This window comes from Streptomyces sp. 7R007 (genome assembly GCF_054850255.1).
The window spans coordinates 1-20457 of record NZ_JBTWMV010000051.1 but is presented as its reverse complement, the minus strand read 5'-3'; the positions used below and the strand labels follow the sequence as shown (position 1 = coordinate 20457).

Sequence of the window (20457 nt, the reverse complement as noted above, 5' to 3'; positions counted from 1 at the left end):
ATGACCCCGGACTCCTCTTCCGACGCGCGCCTGGAGCGCGCCCTGGCCAGTCTGCGCGGGCTGACGGTGGGGGACGCACTGGGCTCGCAGTTCTTCGTTCCGGTGCACTATCCGCTGCTGCAGCGCCGCGAGCTCCCGCCCGGCCGCTGGCAGTGGACGGACGACACGGAGATGGCCTGCTCCGTTGTCGCCGTGCTGGCCGCCCACCACCGCATCGACCAGGACGCGCTGGCCCTCTCCTTCGCCGAGCACCACGACTTCGACCGGGGCTACGGCCCTGCCGTGAACCGCCTGCTGCGGCTCGTACGGGAGGGCGGGGACTGGCGTGAGCTGGCCGCCGAACTGTTCAACGGACAGGGCTCCTGGGGTAACGGCGCCGCCATGCGGATCGCCCCGCTGGGAGCCTGGTACGCCGACGACCCGGAGCAGGCCACCCACCAGGCGGAGATCTCGGCCTACCCCACGCACCAGCATCGTGAGGCCGTCGTCGGGGCCATGGCCGTCGCCGCTGCCGCCGCCCTGGCCGGCGCCCCAGGCGGCCCGTCGAGCCCCGAGGCACTCCTCGACGGTGTGATCGCCCTCGTCCCGAAGAGCGCCGTCCGCGCGGGCCTGCGGCGGGCGAAGGACATGCTCGACTACGCCGACGCGGGCACCGTCGCCGCGGTGCTGGGCTGTGGACGGCGTACGTCCGCCCACGACACGGTGCCCTTCGCCCTCTGGTCGGCGGCCAGGGCCCTCGGCGACTACGAGCGGGCGTTCTGGACGACCGCGGGAGTCGGCGGCGACGTGGACACCACCTGCGCCATCGTCGGCGGGGTGATCGCCTCCGGCAAGGCGGGGTCACCGCCCCCCGAGTGGCTGGAGCGCACCGAAGAGCTGCCGGAGTGGGTTCCCTCGGCGGCGTAGGCGCCGACGATCACGGGACAGAGACCCGGTTTCGAAACTCTCTGTGCATGTCGGGAACTCTCCGTGATGAGTCGCTCGTTGTCGGGGCAGTCGCTGTGCGACGGAAGTGTCGGCACGCGCCGTTGCCACGCAGGAGAGCTGGGGGTGGTCATGGAATTCTCGTCGTTGCTGTTCGCCCTGGTCCTGCTGTGTGCGGCGGCGGTGGTGCGGAGGACCGGACCGACGTCCTCGCCGTCGATCCCCGAGACCCGGCCCGGCCCTCCGTTGGGCGCTGTGGGGTGGCCCTGCTGTTCAGCCGGCCATCGGCCCCGCCGTACCCGCGAGGGCCTCCAGGTCGCTCTTGCGGACGCGGATCACCAGCCAGGCGCTGGCCAGGGCGAGGACGGCCATGGCCGCCGCCGCGACGAAGCCCATGGAGATGCCCTGGGCCAGCACCTCATGCCCCCACGGCGCGGGCAGCTGATGCGTCTTGGCGAACTCCGCCTTCTGCTCCGCCGAGCCGTTGGCGAGGAAGTCCGGCAGCTGCTTCTTCGCCTCGTCCCTGCTGGCCGACCCGAACACGGTGGTCAGGATCGACAGACCGAGCGAGCCGCCCACCTGCTGCATGGCGTTGAGCAGGCCGGAGGCCGCGCCCGCCTCGTGCTGGGCGACGCCGGACACCGCGGTGACCGTCAGCGTCACGAAGTTCAGGCCCATGCCGAAGCCGAACACGAGCATCGGTCCGAGCACTCCGCCGGCGTAGGAGCTGTCGGAGCTGATGAGGGTCTGCCAGGCCAACCCGACCACCGCGAGGGCCGACCCGGTGAGCATGAAGGGCTTGGGACCGAACACCGGCAGGAACCGCTGCGACAGCCCCGCGCCGAGCGCGATCACGACCGTCACCGGCAGGAAGGCGAGACCGGCCTCGATCGGGCTGTAGCCGAGCACGTTCTGCACGAACAGCACGATGTAGAAGAACATGCCGAACATCGCCGCGGCCAGGCTCAGCATGATCACATACGTGCCCGAGCGGTTGCGGTCGGTGAACATCCGCAGCGGCGTGATGGGCTCCTTGGCCCGGCTCTCGACGAGTCCGAACGTCACCAGCAGGACGGCGGCGGCAGCGAAGGAGCCGATGGTCAGACCGTCCCGCCAGCCGTCGTCGGCCGCGCGGATGAAGCCGTAGACGAGGGACGCCATGCCCGCGGTCGAGGTCAGCGCGCCCGCGATGTCGAAGCGGCCGGTATGCCGTTCGGACTCGTTGATGTACAGCGGGGCGAGCAGGATGATCGCCACACCGATGGGCACGTTGACGAAGAGCACCCAGCGCCAGTTGAGCCACTCGGTCAGCATGCCGCCCGCGAGGAGCCCGATGGCGCCGCCACCTGCGGATACGGCGGCGAAGACGCCGAATGCCCGGTTGCGCTCAGGCCCTTCGGGGAACGTGGTGGTGATGAGGGCGAGCGCCGTGGGCGACGCGATCGCGCCACCCATGCCCTGGAGCACGCGAGCGGCCAGCAACTGCCAGGGTTCCTGGGCGAGTCCGCCGAGCAGCGAGGCGAAGGTGAACAGCAGGATGCCGGTCATGAAGACCCGGCGGCGGCCGAGGATGTCACCGGCCCTGCCGCCGAGAAGCAGCAGGCCACCGAAGGTGAGCGTGTAGGCGCTGACCACCCACGTGAGGTCGGTGGTGCTGAAATTGAGCGCGTCTTGAATGTGCGGGAGCGCGATGTTCACAATCGTCGCGTCGAGTACGACCATGAGTTGACAGGCCGCGATGACGGCGAGAGCGATGCCGGGACGCCCGTCCCGGCGAGCCGCACCCGGCTTCTGGCCCTGAATCAAAGGAGAGGTTGTCACTATGGGTCCCCCACGAGTGCCTTAGTGAACGCTCGCGTTCACTGTCGCGTCAACGGTAGTGAGTCCCGGTAGTGAACGCAAGCGTTCACTTAACTTGTCGTCGTCCGGCGAATCCCCCGTTCGTCGCCGTACGGCGCGCTCCGCTCCCCGAAATCCCCACCCCCCCGCTCGCTGGAGAAAGTCAGATGGACACATCGCGCTGGACGACCGCCCCCGCTCAGGCGGCCACCCTCCGTCGGCGCGGCGCAGTGCTCGAACGCGCGATCCTGGATGCCGCGTTGGAGCAGCTCAGCACGGTCGGCTGGAACGGCCTGACCATGGAGGGCGTCGCCGCCGGCGCCCAGACCGGCAAGGCCGCCGTCTATCGCCGCTGGCCGTCCAAGGAGGACCTCGTCGCGGACGCGTTGCAGGCGGGACTGCCGCGCATCGAGGAGGCGCCGGACCTCGGCAGCGTGCGCGAGGACCTGCTGGCCCTGTGCCGGCAGGCGAGGGAGGCGATGTACTCGCGGCCCGGCTTCGCGGTGCGCGCGGTCATTCACGAATGCGACCCGGTGCAGGCCGAGCGCTTCCATGGAGTCATCTTCGACGGCATCGTGGAACCCACGATCAAACTGCTCCGAGAGGTCATCACCCGCGGAATAGAGCGGAAAGAGGTGCGCCCCGACGCGGCCAACAGCTACGTCTTCGACGCGATCCCGGCCATGATGATGTACCGCTCCAAGATGAGCGGAAGCGAATGGAACGATCGCGATCTCGAAGAGATGATCGACCAGTTGATGGTTCCGCTGCTCAGGCCGACCGGCGGCTGACCGCCGGTCGCGAGGGCAGTGGCGTCGCTTCGGGAAACCGGGGTGTCGCAGGGTGATCCGGGCGGCGTACGCTAAGGGCGCCATGCCGTACGAACCACCTACTCACACCGTCGAGCGCTCACTCCGCGCCACGACCGGAGCGAAGATCATTGCCGGTGTCGACGAGGTGGGGCGCGGCGCGTGGGCCGGACCCGTCACCGTCTGTGCGGCGGTCACCGGACTGCGCCGACCCCCCGAAGGCCTCACCGACTCCAAGCTGCTCACCGTCAAGCGACGCACCGCGCTCGCGGCCGAACTGCAGAAGTGGGTCACGTCGTACGCCCTGGGGCACGCCTCCCCGGAGGAGATCGACGAGGTGGGGATGACCGCGGCGCTGCGTCTGGCGGCGGTGCGGGCCCTGGAGGCCCTGCCGGTCCGCCCCGACGCCGTGATCCTCGACGGGAAACACGACTATCTCGGGGCTCCGTGGTCGGTCCGTACAGTCATCAAGGGCGACCGGTCGTGCGTGGCGGTCGCGGCGGCCTCGGTGATCGCCAAGGTTCAGCGCGACAAAATGATGGCCGAACTGGGTATCGACCATGCAGACTTCGGTTTTGCGGACAATGCCGGGTATCCGTCGCCCGTGCACAAGGCCGCACTGGAGGAGCGGGGCCCCACCCCGTACCACCGGTTGTCGTGGGCGTATCTTGATGCGCTGCCCCAGTGGCGGCACCTCAAGAAGGCCCGCAGTTGGGCGGATGGAAACGTTCCGGAGATCGAGGGGCAGCTGGGCTTCGACTTCTGACGATTCCGCTCGCACCCAAGTGCCACCCGCCCACGCGGGCCGTACCAACGTTTGATAAATATCAGCTCATGCCTCTCATTCCCGAGGAGCCTCAGATTCACGAGAGTGCCCAGGGTCCCCGCGCCACTCCGGCCAGTGGCCGTACCGCGCCGACCCCCCGTCCCGTACCCGGCCCCCGTCCCGCGGCCCCGCCGCGCCCGGGTCGCCCCGGTCCGCTCCGGCCCACCCCGCCGGTGCAACGTACGCCGCGTGACGTGGCCCAGGCCAAGCCCGACCCGTCGGTTCCGGCTGCTCCCGCCCCTTCCGTCGCGACCTCGGCGACCCCGCAGATCCAGCTGATCCCGGCTTCGGCCGAGGGCGCGCTGGATGCCGCCGAGGAAGCCGTGGACCTTCTGCTGGACTCCGGCCGTGCTCCTGGCGACGTCCTGGTGATCACCACCGGCGAGCAGCATCCGTGGGCCGCCCACGAGCTGTCCTTCGGTGAAGCCTCCTACTGGGCGCAGCACGACGCGGGAGACGACGTCTTCTACGCGGACGCCGCCGTCGCCGACCGTGCCGCCGCGCGCCCCGTGGTCGTGGTCGCCATCAACGGCGGGCCCGACTCGGCCGCCGCCACCGCCCTGCCGCTGGCCCATGCCCGGGCCGGCGCCCTGCTGATCGTCTGCGGCGACCCGCAGCAGATCAACTCGGTACTGGGCGCAGGCGTCTGAGACCGCTCCGCTCCGCTCGTCGAACGCGGAGCGGCGAGGACGCCATGGTGACGGCATCGGCACAGCGGGCGTTTCCGCCTGCCCTGACGACGGCCGCCCATCGCTGAGCGGGCGCTGTGGTGGGGTGCCGACCCGGGGCGCCGGTGCGGGGCCTCGCCGGGATGGGGGACGCCGTGCGGGAGGACGAGACGCCGGCGGTTGTCACCGTCGTACGCGGGTGTTCTCGTCTGTGTGGAGCGCTGGCCCGTCCTCGAAGTCGTAGAGGGGCAGGGGCCACGGAAGGTCGCGGAGTAGAGGGGCCGCGAAAAGGTCGCGGAAGGGTCGCGTCTTCGAAGCCGTAGGCGGGTGTGCGCCGTGCTGACGGCGCGGTCCGGGTGCTGTCAGCGGGCCGCCGCTCGGCGCAGGACCTCCGACGCGGCGCCACCGGTGCGCGGCAGCGGGGGAGGGGCCTCGGACATGCCGAACGGTTCCGGGGTCGAGTCGGCATTCGGGCGGCGACCGCCGCGACCCTCGCCGAGGACCTGCCAGCCGTCACGCGTCAGCGTGATGTACGCCCCGCAGCGCAGGCCGTGCAGCGTGCAGGCGTCCCGCAGCCCCCACATCCACGCCCCGTCCTCCTCGGTCCAACGCGCGTCGCCCTCGCGGCAGTACAGCAGCACGGCAGTGCGCACCGGCGTACGGCGGCGCAGGTCGTGCGGTATGACGCGGCGCAGCTGGGCCAGCAGCACGTTGCGGAACATCCAGCCGTCGGCCGGGGCCGGGCGTCGGGCGAACGACGCGCTCGCCCGCACGCGCTCGTCCGGATCGAGCACGGCCACGACGGCGGTCGCCGGCCGAGGATGATGCCGGGAGTGCAGCCCGCTGACGACCTCGCGCGGATTGCGCAGCAGAGGGATGCCGGCGGCGGCCCACTCCGCTGGTTCGAGCATGCGGGCCATGGGGTTGGCGGAAGCGGCGGACAGGTCGGCAGACGTCGACGTGGATGCCGCGGAGGACGGAGCGAATCCGAAGGTCACGGTCCTCCCTTCGGCTACGCGCCCACACTGCGGGCGAGGTCGGATTCGGGGGAGCGCGCACCGCAGCAGAGCCCTACCGGATCACGGGCGAGCCGTGCGGGGAGCGGAGTTCAATTCTTGCTGTCGAACTTGGATGCGGCAACGAGCAAATGGGGCCACCGACCCAAATGTGATGCTGTGTGGTTTATATCCCTACCCAGTCCTCAGGCAAGTGACGCTTGAGGCGTTCGTTCACCTCGGGTTCGTACACGATTTGATGGCGGTTGGCCCCCGCAGGCCGGTGCGAAGTCGGGGGAGGGGGCGTGGTGTCCGAGCGGAGGGATCAGCCCTGGACGGCCAGGACGAGCGGCAACACCCCCTGCGCGCCTGCCCGTCGGAGCATGCGGGCCGCGACGGCGAGGGTCCAGCCCGTCTCGGTGAAGTCGTCCACGAGCAGAACCGGACCGCCGGTTCCGGCGAGGGCGGAGACGAGGCCGGGCGGCACGGTCAGGGCACCGTCCAGGGCCTTCAGGCGCTGCGCGCTGTTGCTGCGGGAGGGACGGGGTGCTTCGCCCACGTACTCCAGAGCACCCAGCAACGGCAGCCGGCCGACCTCCGAGATGTACTCCCCAAGGGAATTGATCAGTCGCGGCCGGGTGCGTGAGGCGACGGTGACCACGCCCACGGGACGCGCTTGAGCGTCCGGTGCGCCCGAGGCCCAGCCGCCCGGCCCCTTGGCCCAGTCGACGAGGACGCTCACGACCGCCTTCGCCACGTCGTCGGGCACGGGACCGTCCGGCGCCTGGGGCGCGAACATCGGACGCAGTCGGTTGCCCCAGCCGATGTCCGACAGACGCCCCAACGCCCGCCCCGGAGCGGCCTGTTCTCCGGGCGGGATACGCCCCTTGAGATCCACGCCGACGGCGGGCAGCCCGGTCGGCCACATGCGGCGCGGCTCCACCTCGACGCCGGCGCGGCCGAGATCGTCACGTGCCGCGTCCAGCGCCGCCGGGGACGTGTCCGCGGTGAACCGCGCTCCCGCGCAGTTGTCGCAGCGACCGCAGGGCTTGGCACCCTCGTCGTCCAACTGACGCTGCAGGAACTCCATCCGGCAGCCGGACGTCGACGCGTACTCCCGCATCGCCTGCTGCTCGGCCCTGCGCTGCCGCGCCACCCAGTCGTACCGCTCCCCGTCGTACGTCCACCGTTGCCCCGTCGCGATCCAGCCGCCCTTCACACGCTTGACGGCGCCGTCCACGTCGAGCACCTTCAGCATGGTCTCCAGGCGGGAGCGACGCAGCTCCACCAGAGGTTCCAGGGCGGGCAGCGACATGGGGCCGTCCGCGCGCGCCAGGACGTCGAGGGTGCGGCGCACCAGGTCCTCCGACGGGAAGGCGAGCGAGGCGAAGTACTCCCAGATGGCCTCGTCCTCCTTGCCCGGGAGCAGCAGCACCTCGGCATGCTTCACCCCGCGGCCCGCGCGGCCCACCTGCTGGTAGTAGGCGATGGGGGAGGATGGCGAACCGAGGTGCACCACGAAACCGAGGTCCGGCTTGTCGAAGCCCATGCCCAGGGCGGAGGTGGCGACCAGGGCCTTCACCCTGTTGGCCAGGAGATCGTCCTCCGCCTGCTGCCGCTCGGCGTTCTCCGTCCGGCCCGTGTAGGAGGCCACGGTGTGCCCGCGCTGCCGCAGGAACGCGGTGACCTCCTCGGCGGCGGCCACGGTGAGCGTGTACACGATCCCGGAACCCGGCAACTCGTCCAGATGGTCGGCGAGCCAGGCCATCCGATGCGCGGCGTCCGGCAGGGACAGCACGGACAGGCTCAGACTCTCGCGGTCCAGCGGGCCGCGCAGGACCAGGGCGTCCGAGGTGCCCCCGGTGCCCAGTTGCTCGGCGACGTCGGCGGTCACGCGCGCGTTGGCGGTCGCCGTGGTCGCCAACACCGGTACGCCCGGCGGCAGATCGCCGAGCATGGTGCGCAGCCGCCGGTAGTCAGGCCGGAAGTCGTGCCCCCAGTCCGAGATGCAGTGCGCCTCGTCCACCACGAGCAGCCCCGTGGCCGCGGCGAGCTTGGGCAGCACCTGATCGCGGAAGTCCGGGTTGTTCAGCCGCTCCGGGCTCACCAGCAGAACGTCGACCTCGCCCGCCACGATCTCGGCCTGGACGGTGTCCCACTCCTCGGCGTTGGCGGAGTTGATGGTCCGCGCATGGATACCGGCCCGGGCCGCGGCCTCGACCTGGTTCCGCATCAGCGCGAGCAGCGGCGAGACGATCACCGTCGGTCCACTGCCCCGGCTCCGCAGCAGAGAGGTGGCCACGAAATACACCGCGGACTTGCCCCACCCCGTCCGCTGCACCACGAGCGCGCGGCGTCTGTCGGCGACCAGCGCCTCGATCGCCCGCCACTGGTCCTCACGCAGGCGCGCCTCACCTGTGGCGTCCCCGACGAGCCGGGCGAGAACCGCGTCGGCGGCCACCCGGAGCTCCGCGTTGCTCGTGTGTTCCATGCGTCCCATCAAACAGGACGGCACTGACAATCCGGGTCGGGGCGGTCGAGGCAGGTCGGGCGATAGAGGCTGGTTGGGCGGACTGAGGTCGGTCGAAGGGCTGCAGGCCGTGGGGAGGACTGAGGAGTCGGAAGGCTTGGGGTTTCGCGCGGGAGCCGAACGGGGTGGGATTCGCGGGGGAGCGGGGCGTTGGGGTGCCGTGGCGGACCGGTCGCCGTCGCGGCGCGGCGGGCTGGATGTGCGTGGCAGGCCAGATGCGATTGTCGTACCGCGCTCGCGTATGCAGCAAAGGCCGCTCTGACCTGGGGATATTCGAGCGGTGCGGTCTGATTCGGCGACTGGTTGACGTGCTCCTGATCCGAGTTGTCCACAGGCGCAAACGGGACTTCGCAGCTCGCGAGATCGTCGGCGCATGACGAACCACGGCGAAACCACTGGATCACCCGACAACGCCAACGACGGCGGACGTGACACACACGACGTACACAACGCACGCGACGTACACGATGCGCACCACCCACACGACGTACGCAACCCACACGACGTGCCCAACCCACACGACGTGCGCAACCCACATGTCGTGCCCAACCCACACGACGTGTACGACACCCTCCCGCCAGGCCCCGACCACCCCGACTGCACGCCGTATGAAAGCCGCGGCGCCGAACACCAGGTCACGCTCCGCACCCCCGCCGAACTGGCCGACGCCCTGCCGTACCTGCTCGGCTACCGGCCCGAGGACAGCATCGTCCTGGTCGCCCTGCACGACAGGCATGGACGTGGCCGCTTCGGCGGCCGGGCCCGCCTCGGCATCCCCGCGAGCCCCGACGACTGGGCGTCCGTGGCCCGACAACTGGTCCAAGGACTGGTGACGGGCAGCGAACGCAGAGGAGCGCGCCCGGAGCAGATGGTCGCCTACCTCTGCCAGGAGCCGGGCAGGGGCGAGTCGGGACGACAGGTCATGGAGCGGCTGCGCCCACTGGCCCAGAAGCTGCGCATCGAGTGCGGCCACCTCGACGTGCCCGTGATCGAGGCGCTGTGCATCTCCGACGGCCGCTTCTGGTCGTACTGCTGTGACAACGAGGCATGCTGCCCCTCCGAGGGCCTGGCCATGGGGCTGCCCGGCACCTCCGTTCTCGCCGCCGCGGCCACCTACGCCGGTCTCCAGGTGCGCGGCACCTTGCGCGAATTGCGGGCCCGGCTGCAGCCGTGGGAAACCACGGCGGCCCTTGCGCAGGAAGCCGCCCTGGACACGGCCAACATGGCGCTGGTCCCGAAGATTCTGGACGCCTCCGGCCGCACGGACGTGAGGGGGCGGACGCTTCAACTGGCCCAGCAGGTCATGCGACGCTTTGCCGACGCCCCGCCGGTTTCGGGCACGCTCACGGCAGACCTGCGCGACGACGGTCTGCTGGAGCACGACGAGGCGGCGGCACTGATTCTCGGCCTCCAGGACCGCATGACCCGCGACCGCGCGGCCGAGTGGATGGAAGGGGACGAGGCCGGTCCCGCACTCCGCCTGTGGCGCGCACTGGCCCGTCGATGCGTCGGGTCGTACGGCGAGCACGCGGCGGCGCCCCTGACCCTCGCCGGCTGGGTCGCCTGGTCCCTCGGTGACGAACTGGAGGCCCGAGAAGCCCTCGCCATGGCGCTCGGCGCGGACCCCGGCTATCTCTTTGCACGCCTGCTGCACCAGGCGTGCAACGAGGGCCTGGACCCGGAGTCGATCCGACGCTGCCTGCGCGCGGAACGGCAGGACCGCGCGCGTGCGGCGGCCCCACAGCCCGACGACGAGCCGACCACCGACGAGACCACCGACGCGACCACCGCGCCGGTACCCGCCCGTGGGCCCTCCCCAAGCTCCCGACGCCGTACGCGCTCTGCCGGCAGTGCGCCGCGTCCGGCCACCGTCGCCGACGGCCGAGGAACGAGGGTTCCGCGCCAGCGCTCGTCGGCAGGCGGCACGCGTCCAGCAGACACGCGCCCGCGTACAGCGAGGAAGGCAATCACGGGTCAGCACGACAAGCGCTCAGGCACCGCACAGCCCGTCAACGACATTTCGCCGGAGGAGACGTGACCAGCCGTCAGGCAGGCGCGGAACGCTGCCGCGAGACCGAGGGGCGTCGTGGGGCGTACTACGGCCCAAGTGACGTAGCGGGCGGGCAGCCGCGTTCATATCACTCGCCGACCGAGCCCCCGCGCCGCCGATCGGTCGTTTTGCCCCGTTCCGGCCGTGACCCTGGGCAGCTCCGCCGCGTTCACCTGAGTGGCGGTACGCCTGAATGGCATACGCCGTCGCACTGCCCAAGCCCGTCCGGATCCCCCCACCCGGCGCCGCGCATGCCCGAGGCGCACAGAGTGCAGAAGAAGCCCGCCATGCATCAGCCGACTCCGCCCTCCGACGCCGACGACAACCTCCCGGCAGCCGACCGGCTCATCAGCGCTGCCCGCCGGCCGGACCCACCGCGCCACTCACCCGCGCCCCCTCCGAATGACGCACCGAACGGAGCCCTGGCTCAGCCTCCGGGCAGCACCGGCTCGACCCATGGCCCCAGCCTGAGCGCCGCCGGCACGGCTCACGACCCCAGGCTGGGCAGCACCGGCTCGACCCATGGCCCCAGCCCGAGCACCACCGGCACGGCTCACGAGGCCAGGCTGGGCAGCACCGGCTCGACCCACGACCCCAAGCCGGGCAGCACCGGCTCGGCCCACGGCCTCAAGCTCGACGCCGCCAGCTCGGCCTACGACCCCACGCCACCATCTGGCCTCAGACCACCCGCTGGTCCCAGGTCGCCCTCTCCACTGCCGTCCCCACCCCCGCGCCCGCTCACGGACCTGCCGCCCACGCACACCACCCTGATCTGCGTCGCCCTGCCCGGCCTCGCCATCTCGACGGAGCAGGGCCAGCTGATGGGGCGAGGACTGGAGGGGTTCTACCGCGCCGGCCGGCGTGTGCTCTCCCGATGCCAGGTACGCGTTGCCGGGCGCGAACCGCTCGCCGTCCAGGCCCGGATGACAGCGGCGGACAAGGCCCGTTTCGTGGGTACGCTGCGCGCCTCCCCGCACACCGGACCCGATCCGGACGTCGTCGTCGAGCGCATCCGTCACGCGGACGGGACGGAGCGGATCACCCTGCACAGCGCGGCTCCGCGACCGTTGCGGCTGCCCCTCGAAGTCGCCCTCGGCACGGACCTGGCCGATCTGGGAGCGATCGCGTCCGGCACCGCCGGTCCCGAACTGCCCGCGAGCGTCCACGACTCGGGCCTGCGCTGGACCGGCGCCACAGGGAACTCGTCGGTCACAGCGGATCCACCGCCTGCCGACGCGCTGGCCTCGGCGGGGCTGTTGCGCTGGGAGTTCGAGTTGCCTGCGGGCGGCAGCACGAGCGTGGAGCTCAGGGTGCGGCCGGACCGAGCGGGGCCGGTCCGGGCCGTGGGGCGGGCGGCCACGAGTCCGCTCGCCGCCGCCCGGGTCTCAGGCGACCATCCCGGGATCCAGGCGCTCCTGCGGACGAGCATCGAGGACCTACAAGCGCTGCTGTTGCGCGATCCCGCCCACCCCGCCGACACCCACCTCGCAGCCGGCGCCCCATGGCGATGCGGCCTCGCCCCGGCCGAGGCCCTCGCCGCCGCGCGGATGACACTGCCACTCGGCACCCGTCTCGCCGCAGGCACCCTGCGCACTCTGGCGCGCACCCAACTGCACGGCTCCGGACCGCAGTTCGGCATGATCCCCGGACCACGGCGAGACGCGGGCCCGCACCTCCCACCCGGTTGCACGGGCACGGAAGCCACACTGCACTTCCCCGTGCTCCTGGCGGAGGCCCGCCGCTGGGGGCTTCCCGAAGCCGAGACGGAGGAGCTCCTGCCGGTGGCCCAACGCTGCCTGACCTGGCTGCGCACGACCGTCGGCGACGGCACCTACCTCGGCGAACCCCACACCGCCGGCCTCTTCCGGTGCGAGACACAGGCCCACGCCCACCGGGCGGCGCTGCTCGGCGCCGACCTGCTCGACGCCTGCGGCAGACCGGGCGGTGCGGAACTGCGCCAGTGGGCGCGGGCGCTGCGGGCGGCGTTTCGCGAGGACTTCTGGATCGACGACCGGGGCGCAGGCAGACCGGCGGCCGCCCGCGCGCCCGACGGAAAACCGGTGCCCCACCTGAGCGCGGCAGCCGCCCATCTCCTCGACACCGGCCTGCTCGGCGGCGGCGAACTCGCCCCCGGCCTGCTCGACAAGGTGCAGACCGAGCAACTCGTCCGGCTGCTCGGCGGGCCCACTATGGATTCGGGTTGGGGGCTGCGCGGCCTGGGTGTGAAAGAAGCGGGGCACAACCCTTTCGGCCACCGAAGCGGGGCGGTGAGAGTCCATGAGACGGCGGTCGCCGTCGCCGGACTGGCCGCCGCCGGTTACGAGCGTGAGGCCGGTTCCCTGCTGCGCGGCGTCCTGGCGGCGGCCGAGGCATTCGGGCACCGGCTGCCCGAGATGTACGCCGGGGAGCAGCGCACCGAAGGAAGCGTTCCCCTCGCGCATCCGGCCGCCTGCCGCCCCGCAGCCACCGCAGCCGCCGCTGGGGTGTTGCTGGCGGTGACGCCGGCCGGGATCCGTCCGGACGCCCCGGCCGGGACGGTCACGTTGCGTCCGGTGCACAGCGCGCCGTTGGGGGAGATCGTTCTGACGGGGCTGCGTGTCGCGGGCGCCCCCTTCTCCGTACGCGTCAGCCGGCTCGGTCTGGCCATGGTCGAGGAGGCGGGTGACGGGCTCCAACTGGGAGTGTGACCTCGGCCGACGTGCCCTCGGACACCCGTTCTGGGTACCGTCCCGGGCACAGGCGAGACGCATACCGGATCCAAGTGGATCTTCCGGCGAACCCGAGTGGATCAGCCATCCAAGCGACCGGCGAAAGGAGTGTTTATCGTCAGGCAGACGACTATGATCGCCGCATGCCCTACGACCCGTCAGCCTTTCCGCCCTTCGCCGTCACCGTGGACCTGGTCGTGCTGACCGTGCGCCGCCATGCCCTGTGCGCGCTGGCGGTACGCAGGGGCGAGCCGCCCTTCCAGGGGCGCTGGGCGCTCCCCGGCGGCTTCGTCCGGGCCGACGAGGACCTGGCGCAGGCCGCGGCGCGCGAACTGGCGGAGGAGACCGGGCTGCGCGCCCACGACCCGTCCGTGCCCGCCCAGGACAACGGCGCTCACCTGGAGCAGCTCGCGACCTACGGTGACCCCAAGCGGGACCCCCGGATGCGCGTCGTCAGCGTCGCCCATCTCGCGCTCGCCCCCGACCTGCCCGCCCCGCGGGCCGGCGGCGATGCCAGCAACGCCCGCTGGGCTCCGGTGGAGGAACTGCTGCAGCAGGGCGGCTACGGCCGTGACGGTGAACCGGTCGCGCCGCTCGCCTTCGACCACGCCCAGATCCTGTCCGACGGCGTGGAGCGCGCCCGCTCCAAGATCGAGTACTCGTCGCTCGCGACGGCGTTCTGTCCCACCGAGTTCACCGTCGGTGAGCTGCGCCGGGTCTACGAGGCGGTGTGGGGCGTGGCGCTCGACCCGCGCAACTTCCACCGCAAGGTGACGGGGACACCGGGATTCCTCGTCCCCACCGGCGGAACGACCACGCGCCAGGGCGGCCGCCCCGCCCAGCTGTTCCGGGCCGGCGGCGCCACACTGCTCAACCCGCCGATGCTCCGCCCCGAGGTGTGAGACCGAAGCCCCGCAGGCATGCGCAGGCATGCGGGGGCACAGGCGGGCACGTTCCGGAACGACACGTCGGACCGGGCTCAGGAGCGAACGGCGAACAGGGATCCGACCGGCTCCATCGCAGTGCGGGGAGCGCGCCATGCGGTGACCGAAAAACCGGACATAGCACGCTATCTTGCTGCGAGTGATCCAGGCGTTCGGACTGACCAGCAACTCCCGCAAGGAGCTTCCGCCCGTCGTCGACGACGTCTCCTTCGAGGCGCGCGCAGGCCACGTCACCGCGCTCCTCGGGGCGCGGGGCGCGGGCAAGACGACGACGCTCAGACTCATGCTGCAGCTCCAACAGGGCCGTGGCATCGCCTACTTCAGAGGCCGCCCCCTCAACCGCATCGCCCACCCCTCGCGCGAAGTCGGCGTCCTGCTCGGCGACGTACCCGGCCACCCCGCCCGCTCGGTGCGCGGACACCTGCGCATGCTGTGCGCCGCCGCGGGAGTTCCCGCCCGCCGCGCCGACGAGGTCCTCGAAGTCGTCGGCCTCGTCAGCCTGCGCGACGAACGGCTCGGCACCCTCTCCCGTGGCATGGACCGCCGCCTCGGCCTGGCCTGCGCCCTGCTGGCCGACCCGCACACCCTCGTGCTCGACGAGCCCGCCGACGGCCTCTCCGCCCGCGAGGCCCGCTGGCTGCACGGCATGCTTCGGGCGCACGCCACCCAGGGCGGCACGGTCCTGATCACCACCGCCGACCCCAAGGAGGCCGCGCGCAGCGCCGATCACGTCGTCACCCTGGACCAGGGCCACCTCGTAGCCGACCAGGACGCCGCCGACTTCGCCCGCACCAGGCTGCGCCCCCGCGTCGCCGTCCGCAGTCCGCACGCGGCGCGGCTTGCCGCCCTGCTCGCCAAGGAGGCGCGCACCACGCAGCGCTCCGTCGAGATCGTGCGCGAGGAAGGCAACCGCCTTTCCGTGTACGGCAGTACCTGCGCCGACGTCGGCGAGACCGCGTTCCGTCACGGCATCCTCGTACACCAACTCGCCGACGAAGTCGGGGACATGGGCCCCGGGGCGACCGCGGAGCCCGTCGGAGAACCGCCGGCCCCGGAAGCGTCGCCGGCCGTGGCGGAGTCGTCGACGCGCGACGAGCCGCAGCCGTCGGACCAGCGGCACAACACATCCTCGGGGCACTCGACCTCAACCGACGTGTCCGGGAGGGTTTCCCCTCCCCCCGCCCCCGCCCCCTCCCCCCTCCCGCCCCCCATCTCCGTCCGTCCCGCCCCCAGCCCCCTCCGCCCCCTGCGCTACGAGATCCGCCGTGCCGCCGGGATCGGCACGGGGTTTCTCACCGGGGCCGGCGTGCTCGTCGCCTCGGCTCTCACCGCCGTACTGCTGGCGCGCATCGGGCACACCCCGCAGGCGCGGCTGCTGGCCGCCTGGCCGCGGGAGCTGCCGCTGCCGCCCGCGGCGCTCGGTGCGGGGCTGCTCGGAGCGCTGGCCTTCGGTGACGAGTTCCGCCACCCCGCGCTGGCGGCGGATCGCGGCACCGTGCCCCGCCGGCTGGGGCTGCTCGCCGCCAAGCTCCTCGTCGCCGCCGTCACCGCGCTGACGCTGGCCTTCCTCACGGTGGGGTGCGACGCCGAAGTGCTCTATGTCCTATACGGGCGGGAGCTCACGGAAGTTCCCGGGGACTGGCTTTCGCTGGGTGCGAGTTGGGTCGGGCTCGTGGTCGGCTGCGCCTGGGCCGGTGTGCTGGCCGCCGGCGTCTTCCGGTCGACAACGGCCGGGCTGGCGGCGGTGGTCGCCGTACCCGTCGTCGTCGTGCCCCTCGTACAAAAGGCCCTGCAGGGTCCGGCCGTGCGAACGGCCGCCGGCTTCCCCGTGCGGATGCGGGAGGTGTTCCTGTTGCAGTGGCCCTTCGGCGGAGAGCGCTATCTGACCGCCGTGGCGCGGATGATCGCCCAACCCGTGGGCGGCGCGCTGTCGTTGTCGCTGACCGCACTGCTCTGCGCGTATCTGCTCACGACCCTGCGCGGCAGGGTCCGATGACGACCGGGCGTGCCCGTCGGATGCCGCTCTGCGCACAACTCCGCGAGGAAAGCCCATTTCTTTCCGATAAGGCGTCAATTGCGACGGGGTGAGCGATCACCCTTTCGTGTGCTTTTCACCAAAGCCCTCAAGGGAGTTGGAGACAGCGCCGACAAAGGATCCGTGAGTACCCTTGCGCACACCATGATGACCGCCGCCCGCTCCGCAGACTCCGGACTCGCAGGCCCGGGCGAACTCGACCGCTACCCGTACGCCGAGGCTCCCGCCGTCGACCGTCTCGGTGCCCCCGCCTGGGAGGGCGCGGACCCGGAGCTCGGCCGCGTGGGGCGGCGCGCCGCGGGCAGCCGCGGACGCGGGCTGCACGGCCAACTCGTCCAGCAGCTCGGCCAGATGATCGTTTCCGGAGATCTCGGCGCCGACCGTCCGCTGGTGCCCGAGGAGATCGGCCAGCGTTTCGAGGTCTCCCGCACCGTCGTCCGCGAGTCGCTTCGCGTCCTGGAGGCCAAGGGGCTGGTGAGCGCCCGGCCGAACGTCGGCACGCGCGTGCGACCCGTCAGCGACTGGAACCTCCTCGATCCGGACATCATCGAGTGGCGCGCCTTCGGGCCGCAGCGCGACGACCAGCGCCGCGAGCTGAGCGAGCTGCGCTGGACCATCGAACCGCTCGCCGCGCGCCTGGCCGCCGGACACGGCCGCGAGGACGTGCAGCAGCGGCTCGCGGACATGGTCGAGATCATGGGGCACGCCATGGGCCAGGGCGACGCGCTGACCTTCTCGCGCGCGGACGCCGAGTTCCACTCGCTGCTCATCCAGGTCGCCGGCAACCGCATGCTGGAGCACCTCTCCGGGATCGTCTCGGCCGCCCTCCAGGTCTCCGGCGGCCCGGTCACCGGCTGTGACCGCCCGAACGAGACCTCGCTGGCGCACCACGGCCGGATCGTCGACGCCCTCGCGGCGGGCGACGGCGCCGGGGCCGAGGCGGCCATGCGGCAACTGCTGACCGTCCACCCCGAGGTGGAGCGCGTGGTGCCCGCGCCGCGCGAGCACTGACCGCGCACCGCGAGCGGCGCGGCCGGAGGATGCCACCCCCCTCCTGTGGCATCGGCCGGTCGGTCGGCCGTCCCCCGTCGGACCCCGCGGGATCCCGGCGATCCCGCGGGGTCCGACGGTGCGTAGGGCGGCCCGTCGCCGTCAGACCGCCTCGGTCGGAACCGCCGGGCGACCTCCTCTGCCCGCCTCTGACCGTTTTTGAGCGCTTACGGGGTGTGACTCGGGCCACGCAGATTGGGCGTAACGCTCGGGGGAACAATGCGATGACCTAAGAGGTGACAGCCGAGGAGGGAATACGGACGCCGCTCGCGGCGCTGTGCATCTTCCCGGCCCCCCGCCCGCGCCGTCGGCCCAATCCCCAGAGTCGACGGTCGGCTCCTGTCCGCCGTGGACGGGGCCGGAAGCCGTTTTCCAACGTTCCGAGAGGTTGTTCGTGTCGGCCAGCACATCCCGTACGCTCCCGCCGGAGATCGCCGAGTCCGTCTCTGTCATGGCTCTTATCGAGCGGGGAAAGGCTGAGGGGCAGATCGCCGGCGACGATGTGCGTCGGGCCTTCGAAGCTGACCAGATTCCGGCCACTCAGTGGAAGAACGTACTGCGCAGCCTCAACCAGATCCTCGAGGAAGAGGGTGTGACGCTGATGGTCAGTGCCGCGGAGCCCAAGCGCACCCGAAAGAGCGTCGCAGCGAAGAGTCCGGCCAAGCGCACCGCCACCAAGACGGTCGCGGCGAAGACGGTGACCGCGAAGAAGGCCACCGCCACCGCCACGCCGGCGGCGCCCGCCGCCGACGCTCCCGTCGAGGACGACGCCGCCAAGAAGGCCCCTGCCAAGAAGGCGGCCGCTGCCAAGAAGTCGGCGCCGGCGAAGAAGGCCGTGGCCAAGAAGGCGGCGCCGGCGAAGAAGACCAGCGCCAAGAAGGACGACGTCGAACTCCTCGAAGAGGAGGTGCTCGAGGACGCGCCCAAGGCGGGCGACGAGCCCGAGGGCACCGAGAGCGCCGGCTTCGTGCTCTCCGACGAGGACGAGGACGACGCGCCCGCCCAGCAGGTCGCCGCCGCCGGTGCCACCGCCGACCCGGTCAAGGACTACCTCAAGCAGATCGGCAAGGTCCCCCTGCTCAACGCCGAGCAGGAGGTCGAGCTCGCCAAGCGCATCGAGGCGGGTCTGTTCGCCGAGGACAAGCTGTCCAACGCCGACAAGCTGGCCCCGAAGCTCAAGCGCGAGCTGGAGATCATCGCCGAGGACGGCCGCCGCGCCAAGAACCACCTCCTGGAGGCCAACCTCCGCCTGGTGGTCTCCCTGGCCAAGCGCTACACCGGCCGCGGCATGCTCTTCCTGGACCTCATCCAGGAGGGCAACCTCGGTCTGATCCGCGCGGTGGAGAAGTTCGACTACACCAAGGGCTACAAGTTCTCCACGTACGCCACCTGGTGGATCCGCCAGGCGATCACCCGCGCCATGGCCGACCAGGCCCGCACCATCCGTATCCCGGTGCACATGGTCGAGGTCATCAACAAGCTCGCGCGCGTGCAGCGCCAGATGCTCCAGGACCTGGGCCGCGAGCCCACCCCGGAGGAGCTGGCCAAGGAGCTCGACATGACCCCGGAGAAGGTCATCGAGGTCCAGAAGTACGGCCGCGAGCCCATCTCCCTGCACACCCCGCTGGGCGAGGACGGCGACAGCGAGTTCGGTGACCTCATCGAGGACTCCGAGGCCGTCGTCCCGGCCGACGCGGTCAGCTTCACGCTCCTGCAGGAGCAGCTGCACTCCGTGCTCGACACCCTCTCCGAGCGCGAGGCGGGCGTCGTCTCCATGCGGTTCGGTCTCACCGACGGTCAGCCGAAGACCCTCGACGAGATCGGCAAGGTGTACGGCGTCACGCGGGAGCGCATCCGCCAGATCGAGTCCAAGACCATGTCGAAGCTGCGCCACCCGTCGCGTTCGCAGGTGCTGCGCGACTACCTCGACTAGGTCGAGGTCGTACGACACCGAAGGCCCGGTTCCCACAGTGGGAACCGGGCCTTCGTGCTGCGGGCCACGGCGCTCTGAATGACTCTGGGTGTCCGATCACCACCCTGAGTGAAGGAGCCTGCATGCGACGACGCATTGCCCGCGCCCTGTCCCGGCCGCTGGTCCTGGCGGCCACGGCGGCCGCGATACCGCTGGTGTCCGCCGTCCCCGCCGAGGCGGACAGCATCGTGGTCGGCGGATTCCCCGTCGACGTGTCACAGAGCCCGTGGACGGTGGCCGTCTCCAGCCGTGACCGGTTCGGGGGTACCCGCGCGGGCCAGTTCTGCGGTGGTGCGGCGATCGGCCCCACCACTGTGCTCACCGCGGCCCACTGCCTGGGCGAGGACGTCCTGGGGACGCCGCCCGAGCAGGTACGGGACTTGAAGGTCATCGCCGGCCGTACGGACCTGGCGACCCATCAGGGTCACGAGATCCCGGTACGCCAGGTCCGGGTGAACCCGCAGTACGACAGCGGGAGCAACGCCGGGGACTTCGCCGTGCTCACCCTGGCCGAACCGCTTCCCGCCGGTGCGGTCATCCGGACGGCGGCCGCCGGCGATCCGGCGTACCAGCCGGGGACCGCTGCCGTGGTCTACGGATGGGGCGACATCACGGGCGGCGGCGACTACGCGCTCAAGCTGCGCGCGGCACGCGTGCACGTGCTGCCGGACGCCCAGTGCCAGGAGGCCTATCCCGACGCCGGAGACGGTGCCTACCGCGCCGAGAGCATGTTGTGCGCCGGCGAGAGCGTGGGCGGCCGGGACGCCTGCCAGGGGGACAGCGGAGGGCCGCTGGTGGCCCAGGGCAAGCTCATCGGGCTGGTGTCCTGGGGGAGTGGTTGCGGCCGCGCGGGCAGCCCGGGCGTCTACACGCGGCTGTCCTACGTGGTGCAGGCGCTGGGAGCCGCTCCGACGCCGTGAGGACTCTCCGCCCGGCGGCGAGGCCGAGCGGCGCCGACACGGCCCCTTAGAGGGGCTCAGAGCGCCTCAGTGGCCACGACGGGCCATCCGGTCACGACGGGCCTTCCCGGGAGCCCGGGAGTACGAGGACGGGCGGCGCCGCCCCTGCCGGCCCCTGAGCGCGCACGGCGACGAAGTCCCGGCTTCG

General features: G+C 71.7%; 14 protein-coding genes. 11 read left to right on the top strand and 3 right to left on the bottom strand.

What is annotated here, in order from left to right:
- On the top strand, window positions 1-906 hold the full coding sequence (locus tag ACYF6T_RS37425; protein ID WP_461702224.1) for an ADP-ribosylglycohydrolase family protein: 906 nt from the start codon (window positions 1-3) through the stop codon (window positions 904-906).
- 291 nt (window positions 907-1197) lie between these two features.
- Here the strand turns inward: ACYF6T_RS37425 and ACYF6T_RS37420 are convergent, their stop codons facing one another.
- The gene (locus ACYF6T_RS37420) at window positions 1198-2745 is read right to left on the bottom strand and encodes an MFS transporter (RefSeq protein ID WP_461702222.1); all 1548 of its coding nucleotides are present in this window, start codon (window positions 2743-2745) and stop codon (window positions 1198-1200) included.
- Between the two features lie 185 nt (window positions 2746-2930).
- Between ACYF6T_RS37420 and ACYF6T_RS37415 the strand changes: the two genes are divergently transcribed.
- From ACYF6T_RS37415 to ACYF6T_RS37405, 3 genes are all read left to right on the top strand, one after another.
- Window positions 2931-3554 carry a TetR/AcrR family transcriptional regulator gene (locus ACYF6T_RS37415; protein WP_461702221.1) on the top strand — a complete coding sequence of 208 codons (624 nt, stop codon included), beginning with the start codon at window positions 2931-2933 and terminating at the stop codon, window positions 3552-3554.
- An 82-nt stretch (window positions 3555-3636) separates the two neighbouring features.
- Complete coding sequence (locus tag ACYF6T_RS37410; RefSeq protein WP_461702266.1) at window positions 3637-4338, top strand: ribonuclease HII; 702 nt, start codon at window positions 3637-3639, stop codon at window positions 4336-4338.
- 68 nt (window positions 4339-4406) lie between these two features.
- The gene (locus ACYF6T_RS37405; protein ID WP_461702220.1) at window positions 4407-5048 is read left to right on the top strand and encodes a hypothetical protein; all 642 of its coding nucleotides are present in this window, start codon (window positions 4407-4409) and stop codon (window positions 5046-5048) included.
- 380 nt (window positions 5049-5428) lie between these two features.
- Here the strand turns inward: ACYF6T_RS37405 and ACYF6T_RS37400 are convergent, their stop codons facing one another.
- Together ACYF6T_RS37400 and ACYF6T_RS37395 are read right to left on the bottom strand one after the other, a co-directional pair.
- On the bottom strand, window positions 5429-6064 hold the full coding sequence (locus tag ACYF6T_RS37400; RefSeq protein WP_461702219.1) for a hypothetical protein: 636 nt from the start codon (window positions 6062-6064) through the stop codon (window positions 5429-5431).
- 322 nt (window positions 6065-6386) lie between these two features.
- A complete protein-coding gene (locus ACYF6T_RS37395; RefSeq protein WP_461702217.1) occupies window positions 6387-8552 on the bottom strand; it encodes a RecQ family ATP-dependent DNA helicase in 2166 nt (721 codons plus the stop codon).
- Between the two features lie 412 nt (window positions 8553-8964).
- On the opposite strand from ACYF6T_RS37395, the gene ACYF6T_RS37390 reads away from it, so the two are divergent.
- From ACYF6T_RS37390 to ACYF6T_RS37360, 7 genes are all read left to right on the top strand, one after another.
- Entirely contained in the window at window positions 8965-10629 is a 1665-nt protein-coding gene (locus ACYF6T_RS37390) for a DUF4192 domain-containing protein (protein ID WP_461702216.1), read from the top strand.
- Window positions 10630-11459: 830 nt separating this feature from the next.
- A complete protein-coding gene (locus tag ACYF6T_RS37385; protein ID WP_461702264.1) occupies window positions 11460-13328 on the top strand; it encodes a glycogen debranching N-terminal domain-containing protein in 1869 nt (622 codons plus the stop codon).
- A 164-nt stretch (window positions 13329-13492) separates the two neighbouring features.
- The gene (locus tag ACYF6T_RS37380) at window positions 13493-14251 is read left to right on the top strand and encodes an NUDIX hydrolase (protein ID WP_461702215.1); all 759 of its coding nucleotides are present in this window, start codon (window positions 13493-13495) and stop codon (window positions 14249-14251) included.
- Between the two features lie 181 nt (window positions 14252-14432).
- Window positions 14433-16289 carry an ABC transporter ATP-binding protein gene (locus ACYF6T_RS37375; protein ID WP_461702262.1) on the top strand — a complete coding sequence of 619 codons (1857 nt, stop codon included), beginning with the start codon at window positions 14433-14435 and terminating at the stop codon, window positions 16287-16289.
- A gap of 162 nt (window positions 16290-16451) precedes the next feature.
- On the top strand, window positions 16452-17339 hold the full coding sequence (locus ACYF6T_RS37370) for a FadR/GntR family transcriptional regulator (protein ID WP_461702213.1): 888 nt from the start codon (window positions 16452-16454) through the stop codon (window positions 17337-17339).
- A 433-nt stretch (window positions 17340-17772) separates the two neighbouring features.
- Window positions 17773-19311, top strand: coding sequence for an RNA polymerase sigma factor (locus ACYF6T_RS37365; RefSeq protein ID WP_461702212.1), 1539 nt, complete (start codon window positions 17773-17775; stop codon window positions 19309-19311).
- Window positions 19312-19433: 122 nt separating this feature from the next.
- Entirely contained in the window at window positions 19434-20270 is an 837-nt protein-coding gene (locus tag ACYF6T_RS37360) for a serine protease (protein WP_461702210.1), read from the top strand.
- Window positions 20271-20457 lie beyond the last annotated feature (187 nt).